17 protein-coding genes are annotated in these 18,089 nt (G+C 70.9%); 5 read left to right on the top strand and 12 right to left on the bottom strand.

Going from position 1 to position 18,089, the window contains the following annotated elements; genetic code table 11:
• Nucleotides 1–12 precede the first annotated feature (12 nt).
• The 3 genes from ACSMTC_RS37340 to ACSMTC_RS37330 form a co-directional block, all read right to left on the bottom strand.
• Complete coding sequence (locus ACSMTC_RS37340; RefSeq protein WP_436564194.1) at nucleotides 13–1,074, bottom strand: glycoside hydrolase family 3 N-terminal domain-containing protein; 1,062 nt, start codon at nucleotides 1,072–1,074, stop codon at nucleotides 13–15.
• A gap of 294 nt (nucleotides 1,075–1,368) precedes the next feature.
• Complete coding sequence (locus ACSMTC_RS37335) at nucleotides 1,369–2,748, bottom strand: M14 family zinc carboxypeptidase (RefSeq protein ID WP_436564193.1); 1,380 nt, start codon at nucleotides 2,746–2,748, stop codon at nucleotides 1,369–1,371.
• Nucleotides 2,749–2,983: 235 nt separating this feature from the next.
• A complete protein-coding gene (locus tag ACSMTC_RS37330; protein ID WP_436564192.1) occupies nucleotides 2,984–4,006 on the bottom strand; it encodes a polysaccharide deacetylase family protein in 1,023 nt (340 codons plus the stop codon).
• 254 nt (nucleotides 4,007–4,260) lie between these two features.
• On the opposite strand from ACSMTC_RS37330, the gene ACSMTC_RS37325 reads away from it, so the two are divergent.
• Entirely contained in the window at nucleotides 4,261–5,925 is a 1,665-nt protein-coding gene (locus ACSMTC_RS37325; protein WP_436564191.1) for a putative glycoside hydrolase, read from the top strand.
• Between the two features lie 503 nt (nucleotides 5,926–6,428).
• Here the strand turns inward: ACSMTC_RS37325 and ACSMTC_RS37320 are convergent.
• The 3 genes from ACSMTC_RS37320 to ACSMTC_RS37310 all read right to left on the bottom strand — a co-directional run bounded on the left by ACSMTC_RS37320 (nucleotide 6,429) and on the right by ACSMTC_RS37310 (nucleotide 7,846).
• On the bottom strand, nucleotides 6,429–6,968 hold the full coding sequence (locus tag ACSMTC_RS37320) for a hypothetical protein (RefSeq protein ID WP_436564190.1): 540 nt from the start codon (nucleotides 6,966–6,968) through the stop codon (nucleotides 6,429–6,431).
• 25 nt (nucleotides 6,969–6,993) lie between these two features.
• A complete protein-coding gene (locus ACSMTC_RS37315) occupies nucleotides 6,994–7,530 on the bottom strand; it encodes a tetratricopeptide repeat protein (protein ID WP_436564189.1) in 537 nt (178 codons plus the stop codon).
• A 184-nt stretch (nucleotides 7,531–7,714) separates the two neighbouring features.
• A complete protein-coding gene (locus ACSMTC_RS37310) occupies nucleotides 7,715–7,846 on the bottom strand; it encodes a hypothetical protein (protein ID WP_436564188.1) in 132 nt (43 codons plus the stop codon).
• A gap of 256 nt (nucleotides 7,847–8,102) precedes the next feature.
• On the opposite strand from ACSMTC_RS37310, the gene ACSMTC_RS37305 reads away from it, so the two are divergent.
• Complete coding sequence (locus ACSMTC_RS37305; protein WP_436564187.1) at nucleotides 8,103–8,612, top strand: YcxB family protein; 510 nt, start codon at nucleotides 8,103–8,105, stop codon at nucleotides 8,610–8,612.
• Between the two features lie 194 nt (nucleotides 8,613–8,806).
• Here the strand turns inward: ACSMTC_RS37305 and ACSMTC_RS37300 are convergent, their stop codons facing one another.
• Genes ACSMTC_RS37300 through ACSMTC_RS37280 form a run of 5 tightly spaced genes read right to left on the bottom strand, consistent with a single transcriptional unit; the run spans nucleotide 8,807 to nucleotide 14,592 of the window.
• Nucleotides 8,807–9,583: a 3-oxoacyl-ACP reductase gene (locus ACSMTC_RS37300; RefSeq protein WP_436564186.1), complete on the bottom strand. Its 777-nt coding sequence runs from the start codon at nucleotides 9,581–9,583 to the stop codon at nucleotides 8,807–8,809.
• Nucleotides 9,580–10,953 carry an aldehyde dehydrogenase family protein gene (locus tag ACSMTC_RS37295; RefSeq protein ID WP_436564185.1) on the bottom strand — a complete coding sequence of 458 codons (1,374 nt, stop codon included), beginning with the start codon at nucleotides 10,951–10,953 and terminating at the stop codon, nucleotides 9,580–9,582. The genes ACSMTC_RS37300 and ACSMTC_RS37295 overlap by 4 nt, the downstream gene beginning before the upstream one ends.
• A complete protein-coding gene (locus ACSMTC_RS37290; RefSeq protein ID WP_436564184.1) occupies nucleotides 10,950–11,684 on the bottom strand; it encodes a gamma-glutamyl-gamma-aminobutyrate hydrolase family protein in 735 nt (244 codons plus the stop codon). Before ACSMTC_RS37290 ends, ACSMTC_RS37295 begins: the two co-directional genes overlap by 4 nt.
• Entirely contained in the window at nucleotides 11,681–13,039 is a 1,359-nt protein-coding gene (locus tag ACSMTC_RS37285; RefSeq protein ID WP_436564183.1) for a glutamine synthetase family protein, read from the bottom strand. Before ACSMTC_RS37285 ends, ACSMTC_RS37290 begins: the two co-directional genes overlap by 4 nt.
• The gene (locus ACSMTC_RS37280; RefSeq protein WP_436564182.1) at nucleotides 13,036–14,592 is read right to left on the bottom strand and encodes an amino acid permease; all 1,557 of its coding nucleotides are present in this window, start codon (nucleotides 14,590–14,592) and stop codon (nucleotides 13,036–13,038) included. Before ACSMTC_RS37280 ends, ACSMTC_RS37285 begins: the two co-directional genes overlap by 4 nt.
• 277 nt (nucleotides 14,593–14,869) lie before the next feature.
• Between ACSMTC_RS37280 and ACSMTC_RS37275 the strand changes: the two genes are divergently transcribed.
• The 3 genes from ACSMTC_RS37275 to ACSMTC_RS37265 all read left to right on the top strand — a co-directional run bounded on the left by ACSMTC_RS37275 (nucleotide 14,870) and on the right by ACSMTC_RS37265 (nucleotide 17,668).
• On the top strand, nucleotides 14,870–15,469 hold the full coding sequence (locus ACSMTC_RS37275) for a chloramphenicol phosphotransferase CPT family protein (RefSeq protein ID WP_436564181.1): 600 nt from the start codon (nucleotides 14,870–14,872) through the stop codon (nucleotides 15,467–15,469).
• A 211-nt stretch (nucleotides 15,470–15,680) separates the two neighbouring features.
• Complete coding sequence (locus tag ACSMTC_RS37270; RefSeq protein WP_436564180.1) at nucleotides 15,681–16,580, top strand: oxidoreductase; 900 nt, start codon at nucleotides 15,681–15,683, stop codon at nucleotides 16,578–16,580.
• 311 nt (nucleotides 16,581–16,891) lie between these two features.
• A complete protein-coding gene (locus ACSMTC_RS37265) occupies nucleotides 16,892–17,668 on the top strand; it encodes a FadR/GntR family transcriptional regulator (RefSeq protein WP_436564179.1) in 777 nt (258 codons plus the stop codon).
• 137 nt (nucleotides 17,669–17,805) lie between these two features.
• Here ACSMTC_RS37265 and ACSMTC_RS37260 read toward each other — a convergent pair whose 3' ends face one another.
• Nucleotides 17,806–18,024 (bottom strand): DUF2277 domain-containing protein, encoded by a 219-nt coding sequence (locus ACSMTC_RS37260; protein WP_436564178.1) that lies wholly within the window; start codon nucleotides 18,022–18,024, stop codon nucleotides 17,806–17,808.
• Between the last annotated feature and the right edge of the window lie 65 nt (nucleotides 18,025–18,089).

Below are 18,089 nucleotides of genomic sequence, written 5' to 3'. Positions count from 1 at the left end.
ACCCGCGCGGGATCAGGCGAGGCGGGTGCGCAGCGCGGTGATCCGGTCGACGGCAGCCACGAACGCCTCCGGGTCGAGCGTTCCGTCGCTGTAGGCCAGGGCCAGCGCGTCGGTCGCCTGGCGTCCCTGGTCACTGTCGCGGGCGGAGCACAGCACGAGGTCCATGCCGGCGTCGGCGGCCGCGACGGCCCGCCGGGCGGTGGGGCCGACGGGGCCCAGGGCGCCGGCTTCCAGGGCGTCCGTGATGGTCACGCCCCGGTAGCCGAGCCTGCCCCGCAGCTCGCGCTGGACCATCACGGGTGACAGTCCGGCGGGACGGCCGGCGTCCAGCGCCGGGTACGTCGCCCAGGAGAGCATGACGAGGTCCACACCGGCGGCGATGGCCGCCGGGTAGGGGGACTCGTCCACTGCGCGCAGTCCGGCCAGCGGGACGGGGAGGGTGACCGGTACCAGGTCGGTGTCCTCCCCCGCCTTGGCGGTGCCGAGGCCGGGGAAGTGCTTGGCGGTGGCGGCGACGCCCGTGTGCTGCTGGGCGGTGAGGAAGGCCCGCCCCAGGGCGGCGACGGTTGTGGGGTCCTGGGCGTAGGAGCGCCCCCTGTGGTCGATGAAGTCGTCGGGGGTGCCGTAGACGTCCAGTACCGGGGCGAGGTTGACGTTGAGTCCGGCGGCACGCAGGTTGTGGCCGGCCTCGGTGCCGGCCCGGGTGGCCACGGCCGGTGCGTCCGCGGACTCCCCCACCTGCCGGGCGGACAGCTCCGGCGGGCCGGGCAGCCGGCGTACCGCCCCGCCCTCCTGGTCGGTCATCAGCAGCAGCGGCGCCCGCACGGGGCTGCGCCGGTGGGCCTGCCGCAGCCGTTCGGTGACGGCCCTGATCTGCCGGAGGTCGGAGATGTTCTCCTCGAAGAAGACGACCCCGGCCGCGCGGCCCTCCTCGATGTCCCGCAGCAGGCTGTCCGGCGGGGTGAGACCCGGGTAGGAGTAGACGACCCGCTGCCCGGCCAGCTGCCGCGCGGTCAGCCGGACCGTCCGGGCCCCGCCCGAGTGATGCCCTCGTTCCCCTGACGGTCCGGCCACCGGGGTACACCGTCGGCCGAGCCTGCCGGTACGCCGTGGACGAGCAGAACCGGATCAGGACCGGCATCGAACTGACCGACGGAACGCCGTACTTGGGCGCCGTGGTCACCCGCGGCCGTTCGGACGGCCGAGGACCTCGCGGCCTCGGCCGGTCCGTACTGCTGCTCACCGCGAGGGGCCGCGGGTGCGGTTCTCCCGGTTCACCGTCGGGCCGGCGGACCGGGCGCCGCACACCGGCCTCGGCGGCTGACCGGCCCGCCCGGCGTCCGGCCGGGCCGGCGCCGCAGCTTCGGGTCAGCCGCCCGCGGTGGTCCGGTAGGGCGCTGCGGCGTGCTGGGCGGCGTACAGCAGGGCGGGCTGGAGCTTGGGCCAGAAGTAGCCGTCCTGGCAGCTGTAGGGCGGCAGGAAGCCGTCGCAGCCACGGCCGTCGCTGTCGCCGATCTCGATCGTGAAGCTCGCCAGGCCGAGCTTGTCGTAGGTCCAGTCGTCGGTACCGCCGGACGCGTCGTAGAGGATCTCGCCGGCCTGGCCGTACTGGTAGCCGGTGATCGCACCCATCCGGGCGGCCATGGCGCGCAGCGCGGCGTCGTTGCCGGTGTGCACGGTGTGGTCGTACTCCCAGGGGAAGAGGACCATGCTGGCGTCACTGTGCAGGGAGATCATGACACCGCGGGCGTCGAGCGGGGCCGCAGCCGAGTCCCCGCTGCCGCGCACGGCCGGGTACAGCTCGCGGAAGAGGTTCTCCAGGGCGGTGTTCTCGGTCTCGGAGTCCGGGTTGGGTCCGAGGTAGGTCTCGTCGCAGGGCTGGTCCGAGCTGCCGCTGGTGCCCCAGTGCGAGTCGGCGTTGCGGTTCAGGTCGATGCCGCTCTGGCCGCCGAAGCCACAGGAGGAGCCGTTGACGTCGTCGGCGTTCTTGCGCTGCAGGTTGGGATTGTCGCCGCCCTGCTGGACGATGTCGACGCCGTCGGGGTTGGCGATCGGCACCACCCACAGCTCGGTGGAGTCCAGAAGCGAGGTGACGGTGGGGTCGGTGCCGTAGCCACCGGTCAGGTAGTCGATCCAGCGCCAGGAGACCTCGCCGGTGGTGATCTCCCTGGCGTGGATCTGGCTCATCAGGAAGAACCGGGGCTTGCGCGAGTCCGGATTGAGCTGGCAGTCGCCCGGTCCCAGCTTGGTGATGCAGACGGCCTTCAGGTCGTAGCCGCCCTGCTGCCCGTTCTGCTTGCGCCAGGACTGGCCGTAGGTCACCACGGTGGCCAGGTCGGGGTGCGCGGCGGCGGTCTGGTCCAGGTGCGCGTACTGGGCGTCGACCGTGCGGTAGCCGCCGTAGTACGTGTCGTCGACGCCCGCCACGTGGACGGTCTGCGCGCTGCTGTGCCCGCCGGGCACGACCCGGTCCACGGACCAGGTGAACCCGAGCCGGTGCAGCCGCGCTCCGGCCGCCGTGTCGCCGAGGACGAACAGGTCGTCGCCCTGGCGCCGTTCCAGGACGTCGAAGCCGCCGGCGAGCAGCTTCTGCGGGTCGCCGGCCTTGTGGATCGGGACCCGGAAGACGAACGCCTGGGCCGCCGGTCCGGCGGAGGCGGTGTCGGCCTGGGTCAGAGCGGGCAGCGCGACCGCTGCCAGGGTGGTGACCGCCGACACGGCGGCGATCACAAGTCGGTTCCTGCGCATGGGAGTTGGCCCTTCGAGTGGGGGTGAACGGCCCGAGCGCCGAACAAGGTACCGCCGAAATCACGTCATGCCCATGCTGATTCGCCTGTCAGAAACCCGACTTGACGACTATGCGATCCGACCGACCGCGCTCACCCTGGGCCTGTCCGACGGTTCGCGTCGGGTCGGCGCGCGGCGGGAGTCGCCGGACACGCCCCGGGGAGCGGACGGCCCCGCACCGGGGCCGCGGCCCGGCTCAGTACGGGCGGGCCCGGGACTGCAGCGACTTGGCGAGCTGCGCCGCCCTGGCCTTCGGGAACGTCACATGGTCCGGATCGCCCGCGGAGGTGTAGCGGTCGGCGGGATTCGCCGCCAGCCGGTCCAGCCAGGTGGTCGAGCCGAAAGCGGCCTCCGGGCCGCTGGCCGCCTCGGAGCGGATCCGCGGGATCGCGGCCGGGTCGAAGGCGGCGTCGAACGGCGAGCGGGACGGGTTGGACCCCACCAGGTAGACACCGCGGTGCTGGTAGGCCACCGGGCCCGCGCTGCCCGCCACGGCGAGCGAGCCGGGCTTGGGCATCGCCCCGTAGGGCAGGGCCAGGGACTGCACGGTCGTGCCGGGAACGGCCTTGGTGATCTCCGCCAGCTCACTCGCGATGGCCTCCTGCACACCCGCCGCGTCGAGGGTGGCCAGGTTGGAGTGGTGCAGCGTGTGGTTCCCCACCTCGAAGCCGTGCCGGGTGAGCCAGCCGAGCGCGGCGGCGGTGCCGGTGGTGGAGAAGGCGGAACCGTTGACGAAGAAGGTGGCGGTGGCGCGGAAGGCGGGGTGGACCCTGGCGACGTCCAGCAGGATCCCCAGCGCGCTGTCCGGTACCGGGTCGCCCTTCGCGTCCAGCCGGACCTGGCTGTTGGTGGAGTCGTCGAAGGTCAGCACCACCGGATGGGTACCGGCCGGGATGTCGATCCGGCCGCTGGTGAACTCGGCCGCGGTGACGGGCACGTAGTTCTCCCGGGCGAGCCGCTCCAGCTCGGCCCGGAAGTCCGCCGCGGTGCGGTCGTAGACACTCGCCGGGTGGTCGCTGAGCTGGTGGTACATCAGGACCGGAACACTGCCCAGCTCGTTCGCCCGCACGGTCTCGGGCCCGGGCGGTGCGGACCGGGTCTGGCTCGCGGAGGCGGCGGGTGCCGGCGCGGGGGCGGAGCCGTCCGGCGGGTACCCGGCGCAGGAGGCGGTGGCCAGGAGGAGGACCACGGCGGACAGGAACACGGCGGAGCGGCGCATGGGGCCTCCTGGTCGCGGGAACTGCCCTCAGCCTCACCGCGGTCGCCCTTCCCCCGCACCTCAGCGGTCCCGAACAGCCCAACGGTTGACCCTGACGAGCTACGGCGGGGCGGACGGCCTTGGACCGGCCGGCGCCCGGGGAGCGTCCAGCGCGGGTGAGTCCCGGTCAGCTGCCGCCCGGCCGTGTTGCGAGGTCAAGCACATTGAGGGAGATATAGGAGAAATCCATCCATCAGATGACAGGCGGTGCCTCCATGTGCCCATCCTTCGCCAGCGGCGCCTCCCGGAGAAGACGGCTCCTGTGCCGGGTCCCCAGGCGCCGGCCACGGGAGACGCGCGTCCTCCTGCGGTCCCGCAGGAGCCGGCTGCTGCTCACCGCGGGCATAGCCGCGGCCTGCGCGGCCCTGGGCGCGTTCGCTCTGGGCACCCCGTCCGCCGGTATCCACCTGCACGGAGTCCAGGACCGGCAGTGGTTCAACGCGGCCACCGCCCGCTCCCTCGACCTGGTCGTCACCGCCGACGAGGACTCCACGCTGAAGTCGCTCAAGGTCACGCTCGACGGCAGCCCCGTCCCCACGCACCGCGACGGCCGGGAGCTCCATCTGCGGCCGACCGCCCTGCCCGACGGGGAGCACCAGGTGTCCGTCCAGGGTGCGGGCCGGCTGCCGTTCACCAGGGCGACCATCACCCGGACCTTCACCGTCGCCACCACGGCGCCCGCCCTCCACCTGGAGAAGGTCGCGGCGGGCCGGCCCCACTCCCCCGTGACCGTACACGGCACCGCGAAGAACGCCGCCGGGGTCGTGGTCGAGGGCGTCAGGGCCCCGGTGGCCGCCGACGGCACCTTCTCGGTCAACGTGGCCGACCCGCCGCCCACGATCAAGGTCGTCGCCACCGACCGGGCGGGCAACAGCACCACCGACACCGTCCGCGCCACCAGGACCCACCCGCTGCTGCGCGCGGCGCACCTCACCGCCCTCGGCTGGACCTCGGACCCGCTGCGCAACGGCATCCTGGACCTGCTCCGGCAGAAGAAGCTCAACGCGGTGGAACTGGACATCAAGGACGAGAACGGCGAGGTCGGCTACGCCTCCCAGGTGCCGCTGGCCAAGGAGATCGGCTCCGCCAAGGGCTACTACGACGCCCGGGCGACCATCGACGCGCTGCACAAGGCGGGGGCCCAGGTGGTCGGACGCATCGTCGCCTTCCGCGACCCGATCCTCGCCACCGCCTCCTGGCAGGGCGGCCACCGCGAGCGCGTGGTCCAGACCCCCGGCGGCGAGGCGTACCACGGGGGCAACTACGGCCAGCTCTCCTTCACCAACTTCGCCGACCGCACCGTCCGCGACTACAACCAGGCCCTCGCCGTCGAGGCGGCCTCACTGGGCTTCGACGACATCCTCTACGACTACGTGCGCCGCCCCGACGGTCCGCTGACCACCATGGCCTTCCCCGAGCTCGGCGGCACCACCCCCGAGCAGAGCATCGCGGACTTCGTGGCCGAGACCCGGAACAAGCTCGGCGACCAGGGCACCTTCCTGGGCGTGTCGGTCTTCGGGATCGCGGCCACCCGCCCGCTCGAAATCGCCCAGGAGATCGGCGCCCTGGCCAGACAGGCCGACTACATCGCCCCCATGGTCTATCCGTCGCACTGGGGCCCGGGCGAGTACAACGTGGCCGATCCCAACGCCCAGCCGTACGACATCGTCCGCCGCTCCCTGGCCGACTTCGCCAGGAAGACCGACGGCACCCAGGCCCAGGTGATCCCGTGGCTGCAGGACTTCTCCCTGGGCGTGCACTACGGACCCAAGGAGGTCACGGACCAGATCCGGGCCGCGGCCGAGAACGGAATGCCGTCGTTCCTGCTCTGGAACGCGGGCGCCCGCTACCAGGGCGACGCGCTCTCCGTGATCCACTGAATCCGCCGAATCCCCGCACGGGGAATGCCGATCACCCCTCACCACCCCGCCATCTGGTGCACACTTGGATCCGTGGCCCCGCGCATCCCCCCGAGCGCGGGGCCACATCACACGCCCCGAACAGCAGTTCCCCCACGCCGAGTTCGGCGGAGCCGGGCCGCCGGAGCGGCCACTGCGGGGGCCGTTCACTGCCGGTCGGCACTAGGGTCACATCCCGCAGGTTGAGGCCGGCACGGCGATTCGACTCGGCGGGACAGTGTCGACCGGAATACCTGGTCAGTGCCCGGCTCCCGGTCGGAATCAGCCATGCGAGGGTCAGAGTGTCTCGACGCCCTTGCAGCGTGGGATGACACCTCGAATATCCCCTTCCCCATGGTGCCGAGGATGGTTTCGCGCTGGTCGATCCGGCGCAGGGAATCGCTGATGCCGTCCTCGACGGTGAGTTCGGTCTTCCAGCCGAGGAGGTCGAGGGCGCGGGTTGTGTTGAGGTCATGGGAAGCCGGCTAGTTCCAGTCGTCCTCAGCATCCGACTCGGACTCGAACTGCCACCAGAGGTCGATCCGGTAGGTTTCGAGGACGTCACTGTGAGCCGCGAAGACAGCGTCCAGCTCCTGACTGTCTGGCTCCGGAAGACGCCTCATGAGCCTGGCCTCTTGCTCTGCCGCCGCCTCCCGCCCCCGCCAGGAGACGTGAGCGGCGTAGATGCCAGGGCGCGGAAGGTCGATCTCGCCGGCGATCTCGGGGACGAAGGCCCTGATGACCAGCAGCCCAGTCGGGCTGTCAAGGACGGCCGCAGCCTGTCCTTCCGGCTCCCAACCGGCCTCTGGCGTCGGCGCAGGTCCTTCCCATACCCGAATGATGATCTCCGCGGGTGCCGTGCCCTGCAAGCTGTGCAAGTACAGCTGGCGCCCACTACTGGCCACCACGGTCGCCCTGCACCGCTCAGCAGCCACGGAGTCAGGAAGGTAGGCATCCGAGTCGTACACCTGGATCAGACCGTGGTCGGGCTTGGCCGTGGCGCGGAACTCCAGCTCGGTCGGCATCAGCTCTCCTGGCTTGTAGCACTGTTCAGTCACTGATTTCAAAGAGCCCGTCCGCTGTCCTCGCCGCACCTTCGGCTTGGTCGACCAGCCGCAGCGCAGTCCTGGTGGCAGCGATGAGGGTGGGATCTCCCTCGGCGCGTCGCTGCTGCAACGCTTCCTCCAACAGGGCTCGGGCCTCCTTGGTCCGGCCTTGGTCCAGGCGTTGCTTGCCCAGATGTTGGAAGCAGAAGTACAGCATGTCCGGCGCGTGGGCTTCAGCGAGCTGGAAGGCCACTTGGTACTGGGGCTCCGCGGCTTCCAGATCGCCGGAGTAGCGGTGTGCGTCGCCCAGGTTGATATGGACGGCGATGGCGAGTTTCCTGTCCGCGAGCGCCAGCGCCTGTGTCAGTGTGGTGATGGCCTCGTCGGAGCGGCCCAACACCAGAAGCCCCACACCTGCCCGACGCAGGAGTGCGGGCTGATCGAGCGGGCCGTCGAGCAGGGTGGCAACCATCTGAGCGAGGGCTTCCCGATCGGTGGGTACCATGCGGCCGGACTCATCCAGAGTGATCAAGTCTTCCATGGGGGGTTCCGCCTTACGTCCGTCGGCCGGCCTTCGGTTGCCAACCAGGTCTGTAGCGGCAGGTTAGGGATTCGAGTGGGAAACAAGATCACCAACGAGGAGGAAGACACGCCGCCTCCTCGACGGCGAAACTGAAACTACGCGGGTGGGGCCCGGTTGCTCACCACGGAGACTCGCCTCCTACTCACCGCTTCACCGCCTCTGCGTGGCTCCCGAACCCGACGGCGGCCTGCTCCGTGTAGCCGCGCAGCCAGTCGCAGGGCGACTTGTTTCGGTGCAGCACCAAGTGCAGCTCCTCGACGGTCGTCCAGGACACGTCCGCGGGCGTCCGGGCCGGGGTTTCGCGTGCGGGGGATTCAGGCGTGCGGGTAGCTCTCTGACGTGGTCGATCACGCTCAACTAGCGGCTCGGCGAGTCGAGATGGCACTGGTCGTCCAAGCGGCACGGTGGGCGCCCGACAAGCCGGGAGCCGACGAGGGCGAGATCAAGGTCCAGGCTGCGGCCAGCCCAAGATCAAGACTGTCGGGCGGGTACGCGATGATGATCCGTCCCCTCGCGACAGGAGAACGGTCATGCACCTCACCGCCACCTACGAAGTCACCCGGCAGGAACTCCTACGAGCCAACAAGCAGGCCTTCTCCAGCCGACGTGAAGCCCTGTGGGCTTGCTGCACCGGCCTGCTGATCACCGGCCTCCTGGAGATCAGCACGAAGAAGGCCATTACCCTCGGCGCCATCAGTCTGGCATTCGGCCTGATGAGCCTGCTGCAACTGACCGTCGGGACCCGCATCTCCGCGAAGCGCATGATGGCAGTGTTCAACAACCCCGCCGAGGTGACAATCACCGAGGAAGAAGTGAGCGTCCGCCGGCCCGGCTCCCACACGACGCTCGCCTGGTCGTCGCTCGAGCGGGTCATGGACACCGAGGAGTTCGTCTTCATCTACCAGGCCAAGAGGGCACGCGGCTTCATACTCAAGCGCGGCTTCACCCCCGAGCAGCAGGAAGAACTCAGCGCCTTCCTTGCCACGCTCCCCATCGCCGGCCCCAAGGAGGACAGGCCGGTAGCCGCAGCCGGCCAGTAACAGGCCGAGCTCTGCCCGGGGGCGCTGCGCAGCGACCGCAACGCCCCCGGTTGCGAGAGGCCGGAGCATGCCCCGGCGGGCCTACTCCGACGCTGGTTCCGACCTCTTCGGCATACCCGCCGTGCACGGGTGACCGCACCTCGGCCGCGTCCTGCGCCGCATCCGTGTCCGGCAGCACCCGGCCACCGGGGCGGTCACTGCGGGGTGACGTACGCTCCGGAGATGCCGCCGTCCACCAGGAAGGTGTTGGCGGTCATGAACGAGGCGTCGTCGCTGGCCAGGAAGGCCACGGCGGCGGCGATCTCCTCGGGTTCGGCGAACCGGCCGAGCGGGATGTGGACCAGGCGGCGCGCGGCGCGCTCGGGATCCTTGGCGAACAGCTCCTGGAGCAGCGGGGTGTTGACGGGGCCGGGGCACAGGGCGTTGACCCGGATGCCCTCGCGGGCGAACTGGACGCCCAACTCCCGTGACATGGAGAGCACTCCGCCCTTGGAGGCGCTGTAGGAGATCTGCGAGGTCGCCGCGCCCATCACCGCCACGAAGGAGGCGGTGTTGATGATCGAGCCCTTGCCCTGGCGCTGCATGTGGGGGATGGCGTACTTGCAGCACAGGTAGACGCTGGTCAGGTTGACGTCCTGGACCCGCTTCCAGGCCTCCAGGCCGGTGGTGAGGATCGAGTCGTCGTCCGGTGGGGAGATGCCAGCGTTGTTGAAGGCGATGTCCAGGCTGCCGTACTCGCGCACGGCCCGCTCGTACATCTCCCGGACGGCGTCCTCGTCGGTCACGTCCGCCTGGATGAACAGGCCGTCCACCTCGGCGGCGGCCTTCCGCCCGCTGTCCTCGTTCAGGTCGACGCAGACCACCTTGGCGCCCTCGGCGGCGAACCGCTTGGCGGTGGCCAGTCCGATGCCGCTGCCTGCGCCGGTGATGACGGCCACCCGGCCGGTCAGTCGCTGGGTCACTGTGCTCACTCCTCGGTCGAGATGAAGACGTTCTTGGTTTCGGTGAAGGCGAGTACCGCGTCGGGCCCGAGCTCGCGGCCGAGGCCGGACTGCTTGAAACCGCCGAAGGGTGTCGAATACCGCACCGAGGAATGGGAGTTGACGGAGAGGTTGCCCGCCTCCACGCCTCGGGCGACCCGCAGCGCCCGGCCCACGTCCCTGGTCCAGATGGAGCCGGAGAGCCCGTAGTCACTCCGGTTGGCGATCCGCAGCGCGTCCTGTTCGTCCCGGAACGGGACCACCGCGACCACCGGGCCGAAGATCTCCTCGGTGAAGGCCGGCGAGTCGCCCTCCACGGGGAAGAGCACGGTGGGCGGGAACCAGAAGCCCGGGCCCTCGGGGGTGAGCCCCTGCACCGCGACCGGCGCCCCGTCGGGGACGTAGGAGGCGACCCGGTCGCGCTGGGCGGCGGAGATCAGCGGCCCCATCTCGGTCTTCTCGTCGCGCGGGTCGCCGACCCGCACCCCCAGGACGGCCGGTTCGAGCAGCGCCATGAACTCGTCGAGGACGGACTCCTGGACCAGGAGGCGCGAGCGGGCGCAGCAGTCCTGCCCCGCGTTGTCGAAGACCGCGTACGGCGCGCTCGCGGCGGCCCTGGCCAGGTCGGCGTCGGCGAACACGATGTTGGCGCTCTTGCCGCCCAGTTCCAGGGTGACCGGCTTGACCTGCTCGGCGCATCCGGCGGCCACGGCCTTACCGACCCGGGTCGAGCCGGTGAAGACCACCTTGCGGACGTCGGGGTGGGTGACGAAACGCCGGCCGACCACCGGGCCGCGTCCGGGCAGGACCTGGAGCACTCCCTCGGGCAGACCGGCGGTCCTGGCCAGTTCCGCGAGCCGCAGCGCGGTCAGCGGGGTCAGTTCGGCGGGCTTGAGGACGACGGTGTTGCCGGCCGCCAGGGCGGGTGCGAAACCCCAGGCGGCGATCGGCATCGGGAAGTTCCAGGGGACGATGACGCCCACGATGCCGAGCGGCTCCTGGAAGGTGACGTCCAGGCCGCCGGCGACCGGGATCTGGCGGCCGAAGAGCCGTTCCGGGGTGGCGGCGTAGTACTCGATGACGTCGCGGGCGTTGCCGGCCTCCCAGCGGGCGTTGCCCACGGTGTGCCCGGCGTTGGCGACCTCCAGCCGGGCCAGGTTCTCCAGGTCGGCGTCGACCGCGGCGGCGAAGGCCCGCAGCAGCCGGGCGCGGTCGGCGGGGGTGACCCGTCGCCAGGTCTCGAAGGCGGCCTTCGCCCGGGCGATCGCGGCGTCGGTCTCCATGACGGTGGCCATGGCGACGGTCTCGATCACCTCCTCGGTGGCCGGGTTGACCACCTGGAAGAGGTCGGGTTCGGTCATTCGGGGTCCTCCTTGCGGCTGCTGGTCCTCACGAAGGCTGCGAAGAGCCGGAGGTCGGCCGGGTCGGCCTCGGGGTGCCACTGGACGCCGACGGTGAAGCCGCGGTCCGGCCGTTCCAGGGCCTCGATGCTGTGGTCCACGCTCCAGGCGGTGGCCGTGAGGCCGGTGCCGAGGCGTCCGACGGCCTGGTGGTGGTAGCAGGGGACCTTGGCGGTCTGGCCGAGGATCCGTCCGAGCCGGCTGCCGGCCAGGATGGTCACGGCCTGCTGCTGGTAGGTGGCGGGGGCGATCCGGTGCCCCTCGTCGCCGAGGTGGTCGGGCAGGTGCTGGATCAGGGTGCCGCCGTGGGCGACGTTGAGCAGTTGCAGGCCCCGGCAGACGCCGAGGACGGGCAGGTCGCGCTCCAGTGCTCCGGCGAGCAGCGCCGACTCCCAGGTGTCGCGCAGTGTGTGGGGCCGGTCGGTCCTCGGGTGCGGGGCGGCGCCGTAGCGGGCGGGGTCGATGTCGGGTCCGCCGGCCAGCAGCAGTCCGTCGATCCGTTCCAGCACCCCCTCCGCGCCCTCGGTCTGGGGAGGCAGCAGGACGGCCGTGCCGCCGGCCCTGGTGACGGCGTCCACGTAGAGCTGCGGGATCAGGGCGGCGCTCTGGTGCCAGACGCCCCAGGCGGCCTCGCTGAGGTAGCCGGTGATCCCGATCAGCGGCCGGCCCCCGCCGGCGGTCGCGGCCGTCACAGCCGCTCGAATCCGCGGCGCCGTTCCCAGTCGGTCACCGCCGCGTCGAAGGCGGCCAGTTCGACCCGGCCGGCGTGGGTGTAGTGCCGGACGACGTCCTTGCCGAAGGCGAGCGCGGCCGCTTCGCTCCGCTCGAAGGCGGCGACGGCGTCGCGCAGCGTGGCGGGGACGCGCGGCGCGTCGGAGGCGTACGCGTTGCCGGTGAACTCCGCCTCCAGCTCCAGCTGTTGCTCGATCCCGTACAGCCCGGCGGCGATGGTCGCGGCGACCGCGAGGTAGGGGTTGACGTCACCGCCGGGCACCCGGTTCTCGAAGCGCAGCGAGGGCCCGTGGCCGACCACCCGCAGGGCGCAGCTGCGGTTGTCACGCCCCCAGGCGATGGCGGTGGGCGCGAAGCTGCCCGCGACGTAGCGCTTGTAGGAGTTGACGGTCGGGGCGAGCAGCAGGGCGAACTCGCCCAGGCAGGCGAGTTGGCCGGCCAGGAAGTGCTCCATCGCCTTGGAGAAGCCGTGCGGACCGTCGCCGGCCAGCACGCCTGAGCCGTCCTCGTCGCGCAGGCTGAAGTGGATGTGGCAGGAGTTGCCCTCGCGTTCGTTGTACTTGGCCATGAAGGTGAGGCTGTACCCCTCCTGCCCGGCGATCTCCTTGGCGCCGGTCTTGTAGACGGCGTGGTTGTCGCAGGTGGTCAGCGCGTCCGCGTACTTGAAGGCGATCTCGTGCTGGCCGAGGTTGCACTCGCCCTTGGCCGACTCGACGGTGAGTCCGGCGCCGGCCATCTCGTTGCGCAGGCGGCGCAGCAGCGGTTCGATCTTCGCGGTGCCGAGGATGGAGTAGTCGCTGTTGTACTGGTTGGCGGGGGTGAGCTGCCGGTAGTCCTTGTGCCAGGCCTCCTCGTAGCTGTCTCGGAACACGATGAACTCCAACTCCGTTCCCACGTAGGCCTTCCAGCCGTAGCCGGCGAGCCGTTCCAGCTGGCGGCGCAGCACCTGCCGGGGTGAGACGGGGACGGGATTGCCGTCGTGGTCGGTGACGTCGCACTGGACCATGGCGGTGGCGGGATGCCAGGGGACCATGCGCAGGGTGGCGAGGTCCGGCCTGAGGACGAAGTCGCCGTAGCCGGTCTCCCAGGAGGAGTTCTCGTAGCCGTCCACGGTGTTCATCTCGACGTCCACGGCGAGCAGGTAGCCGCAGCCCTCGGCGGAGCCGGGCAGGACGTCGCTGAGGAAGTACTCGGCGGCGATCCGCTTGCCCTGGAGGCGGCCCTGCATGTCGGTCATGGCGAGGACGACGGTGTCCACCTCGCCGGCCGCGACCAGCGCGCGCAGCCGGTCGACGGTGAGTCGGGTGCTGCTCATCTGCTCTCCAGTTCGCTTGTCCGCTGGGACGGTTCGGTGGGTAACGACTGCACCTTGGGGCCGGTGAACCAGTGCCGGGCCGAGACCAGCCACCAGATCCCGGCCGAGCCGAGCACCACGGCGACCGCGACGGGGGTGTAGTTGAAGCTGGTGGCGGTGATCGGGCGGACGGTGGGCAGCATGAACAGCACGGTGATCAGCACCGTCCAGCCGACCGCCAGGGTACCGACGGGCCTGCTCCAGCGGCCTAGGTGCCAGGGTCCGCGTTCGAAGGCGTCACCCTGACGGAGTCTCAGATAGACCGGGATGACGTACGCGATGTACAGCCCGATGACGGAGATCGAGGTGACGGCGGCGAAGGCGGTGGCGTTCCACAGGTCCTGGGCGCCGAGCAGGAAGGCTCCGCCGGTGGCGAGCCAGACCGCGTTGACGGGGGTCTGGCTGCGCGGGCCGATCCGGTGCCAGATCCGCGATCCGGGGAGTGCGCCGTCCCGGGAGAAGGCGTAGATCATACGGGAGTTGGCGGTCACCGAGGCCATCCCGCAGAAGAACTGGGCGCCGATGACGATCAGCAGCAGCAGTTCGGCGCCGCGCGTGCCGAGCGCGTCGAGGAAGATCTGCGCGGGCGGCACCCCGGTGGAGCTGTGGACGGCGCCGTCGTAGTCCCGGATCGCGAAGGTGATGCCCAGCAGCAGGATCCAGCCCGCGACCAGCGACACCACGACGGAGTTGACGATCCCTCTGGGGCCGGACCGGGCCGCGTCGTGGGTCTCCTCGGTCATATGGGCGGAGGCGTCGTAGCCGGTGAGGGTGTACTGGGCGAGCAGCAGGCCGAGCAGGGAGACGTAGAGCGGGTTGTGGAAGCCGGTGTCGTCCACGAAGCGGGTGAACACGAAGGAGGCGGAGGCGTGGTGGGCCGGTATGGCGACCAGCGCGCCGACGATGATCAGGACGCCGAGGACGTGCCACCAGACGCTGACGTTGTTCAGCACCGCCACCAGCCTGACGCCCCGGGTGTTCAGCAGCCCGTGCAGCAGCAGGATGACCGCGAAGATCAGGACGGTGTGGGCGGGGGTGGAGGCGTAGCCCCACTGGAGTTCGAGGAAGGCGTTGGTGAAGGCGGCGGCGCCGAAGTCGACGCTCGCGGTGACGGCGATGCCGCCCATGAAGTTGCACCAGCCGGTGAGCCAGGCCCAGGCGGGGGCCCGGGAGGGTGCCAGCTTGGCGGCCCAGAAGTACAGGCCGCCGGCGGTCGGGAAGCTGGAGCAGATCTCGGCCATGGCGAGCGCGACGCAGAGCGTCATCAGCCCGACCACCGGCCAGCCCCAGGTGATCAGCACCGGGCCGCCGGTGGTCATGCCGAAGCCGTAGAGGGTCAGGCAGCCGGAGAGGATCGAGACGATGGAGAACGAAACGGCGAAATTGGAGAACCCGGTAAGGGAGCGGGCCAACTCCTGGGTGTAGCCGAGTTCCCGGAGCCGTCGCTCGTCCGCCGACAGGGTGGCGTCGGCGGGGTCCGGCGGCGGGTGTGGTGAGTGTCGGTCGGAGGACATGCGCACCCCTGGGGGTTCGGTGGGGGAATCCGAAACGTGCGCCCACAGTGCTGTGGCCGCCAATGGCCCGGAAACAGACCTTTGGCGTACTGCGCATGCTTCACCCAGCGCTCGCCTTGCGTCAAGAGGACGTGCGGAGACCGGCGTTGACGCCCCTGCCCGGCCCTCCGGGTACGGTCTCCCGCGAATCGCGCCGGGTGGCCGAGGTCCGCCGGAGGTCTCCCGGACGCGGGCGCCGGCGGCCTGAGCCGGGGCGGCATTGTGTGATCATGCCGACATGACACCTGGTCGGATCATATTTCTCAACGGCACGTCCAGCTCAGGGAAGTCGAGCATCGCCCGGGAGCTCCTGGACATCCTGGACGACGGCGTGTTCTTCCACATGGCGGTCGACGGCTTCAACGCGATGCGCAGCAAGCGGGAGCTCGGGGCCGAGGAGTTGGACGCCGCACTGCGGCGGACCAGGATGGGCTTCCACCGCTCGATCGCGGCCATGGCCGAGGTGGGAAACGACGTCGTGGTCGACCACGTGCTGAGCGAGCCGTGGCGACTGCTCGACTGCCTCACGGTACTGCGGCCCGAGGACGTGCTGTTCGTCAAAGTCCACTGCCCGCTGGACGAACTGGCCCGTCGTGAGCTGGCCCGGGGCGACCGCCCGCCGGGCCTGGCCGCCCACCAGTACGACCGGGTTCACTCCCACGGCGACTACGACCTGGAGTGCGACACCGGCACGGCGAGTCCCCGCGAATGCGCCGAGCGGATCAAGGAGTTCCTCCCGCGCCGGCCCGGCCCCACCGCCTTCACCCGCCTCCACCGGCGTTTCCTGACGGCCGGCCCGGGTCACGTCGGCGAGGCTCCCCGCGCGACGCTCACGTGATGTCCAACGGCGCCGCACCGACGAATCGTTCCCGTCTGCGATGTGACTTTTCGCCGACCGTCCATGCCTTCTCACCCCGCCGGGCGGGGCCCCATACTCCGAGACCGGGATCGGCCGCGGCCAAAGTGACCGGCCGTCAGGCCTCCCGGTCAGAGCGCCCGGCGAGGCGGCTCAAAAAGCCAAGGAGAGTGGTTCAGGGGTGGCAACGAAGATGGTTACCGCAGCGGATTCGGGTACCTGGAAGCTCGGGGACAGGGAGGTCAACCGGCTCGGCTTCGGCGCGATGCGCCTGACGGGCAACGGGATGGCCGGCAACTCCGACGGGGCCCCGATCGACCGGGACCTCGCGATCAGGATTCTGCGGAGCGCGGTCGAGCAGGGTGTGAACCACATCGACACCGCCGCGTTCTACTTCTCACCGCTGCGCTCCGCCAACGAGCTGATCAATCGGGCTCTGGCCCCCTACCCCGACGACCTGGTCATCGTCACCAAGGTCGGACCGGGGCGGGATCCGTCAGGCCGGTGGCTCCCCACGGCCAGGCCGGAGCAGCTTCGCGGGCAGGTGGAGGAGAACCTGCGTCAACTCGGTCGCGACCACCTCGACGTCGTCAACCTGCGCAGGAACGGGATCACGTCGATCGCCGACCATTTCGGCGCGCTGGCCGACCTGCGCGACGCCGGCCTCATTCGCCATCTGGGTATCTCCAGCGTCACCCCGGAGCATCTCGCCGAGGCCCAGGCCATCGCACCCGTGGTCTGCGTACAGAACTGGTACGGCCTGGACAGGCGGCGCGCGGATGCCGACGGCCTGCTGGACAGGTGCCGCGAGCAGGGAATCGCGTTCGTACCGTTCTTCGCGATCTCGGGGAACCGGCGCGAGGCGTCGGCCGGTGACACCCACGATGACCGGATCCTGGCGGTCGCGCGCGAACACGGTGCGACCCCGGCGCAGATCCGGCTGGCGTGGACCCTGCACCGAGGGCCACATGTGCTGGCCATCCCGGGCACATCCGATCCCGGCCACCTGACCGAGAACACGGCCGCCGGCGCGCTGCGGCTCTCCCAGGCGGACCTGGACCTGCTGGATACCCTCGGTCAGAACGACGCCTGAGCCGACGGATGTCCATCTGTCACGACCGGTCCTCCACCGGTTGCGACTGCTCCATGTCGACGGCCCGGCCGACACCGGCCGGGCCCCCGAGCACATCGGAGCCACTCCGCTCGGTCGAGAGCACGAACGGCCGGTGCGGCCCGGCCCACGAGCGCCCCCAACGGCGCTGACTCAGATCTTCGGCGCATCTCGGATGTCTCGGCCGGTGCCGCCTTCGCGTCAAGAGGACGTTTCGAGACCGGTGTTGACGCACATCCCGGACCCGTGACCGGAACCGCACCCCGGTGCGAATCCCTCGGTACCATGCCCGGGTGGAGCAGGCGGACAGAGGCGGGATACCCGCGGACCGGCGGCGCGGCAGCCGCCCGGACGACGACTGGCAGCGCGGTGCGGTGTTCCGGCCGGTCCGGACCGGCAACGCGTTCGAGGAGACGGTCCAGCGGCTCCTGGAGGCCATCAAACTGGGCGTGTTCGAGTACGGCGACCGCCTGCCTCCCGAGCGCGAACTCGCCGCCCGGCTCAACATCAGCCGCGAGACCCTGCGCGAGGCGATCCGCTCACTCCAGCAGGCCGAATGCGTCGAGTCCCGCCGCGGCCGCTACGGCGGCACCTTCGTCACCTACCGCCAGCCCCCACCCGACCTCGGCGAACTCCGCCGCGCCGTACGCCACATGGGCGCCGAGTTGGAGGACGCGCTGACCTACCGGATGGTCCTGGAGACCGGCGCCGCCGAACAGGCCGCCCGGCGTCATCTGACGGACCATCAGGCCGACCGGCTGCGCGGCAGCCTGGCCGACCTGGAGCAGGCCACCCCCGAGGCGTACCGGCAGCTCGACTCCCGTTTCCACCTGGCGATCGCCGAACTCACCGGCTCCCCCTCCCTGGCCGCGGGCGTCGCCGGGATCCGGATGCGCCTCAACGACCTGCTCAACGCCATCCCGATCCTGGACCGCAACATCGAGAACGCCTTCGAGCAGCACCGGGCGATGGCCGAGGCGATCCTGGCCGGCGACGCGGAGCGCGCCCGCCGGGCGACCGAGGAGCACCTGGCCGCCACGGCCGCGCTGCTCCGGGGGTTTCTGGGCTGACGGAGAGGGTGTCCCCGAGCCCCGGCAGGGTCCGGCCCTTGAAGAGTCCTCGCAGCGGTCTGCCGCCCTGCCAGGGAAACGATCACGAGCATCCACCGGCCGGCCCACCCGGACTCCGCGGGAGCGTCGCGGTGAGATCAGCCCCGGTGCGCGCCGCGGACCTCCAGGTCCTCCAGCAGCTCCCTGGTGGCCTCGGCCACCGCCGCCACCGCCCGGTCGAACACCTCCCGGTTGTGCGCGGCGGGTGCCCGGAACCCGGACACCTTCCGCACGTACTGCAACGCCGCCGCGTGGACGTCCTCCTGGGTGACCTCGGGCATCACCGGAGGCCGCAGGGTCTTGATACTCCGGCACATGCCCCCAGTGTCCCGCACCCGTACCGTACCCGGCCCCGCGTCTCCGGCCGGGCCCTACGGCCACC

It is taken from the genome of Kitasatospora sp. HPM-01-4 (genome assembly GCF_051374625.1).
Classification (GTDB): Bacteria; Actinomycetota; Actinomycetes; order Streptomycetales; family Streptomycetaceae; genus Kitasatospora.
Note: the sequence above shows the minus strand (reverse complement) of the source record. Positions and strands in the feature narration are given on the sequence as shown.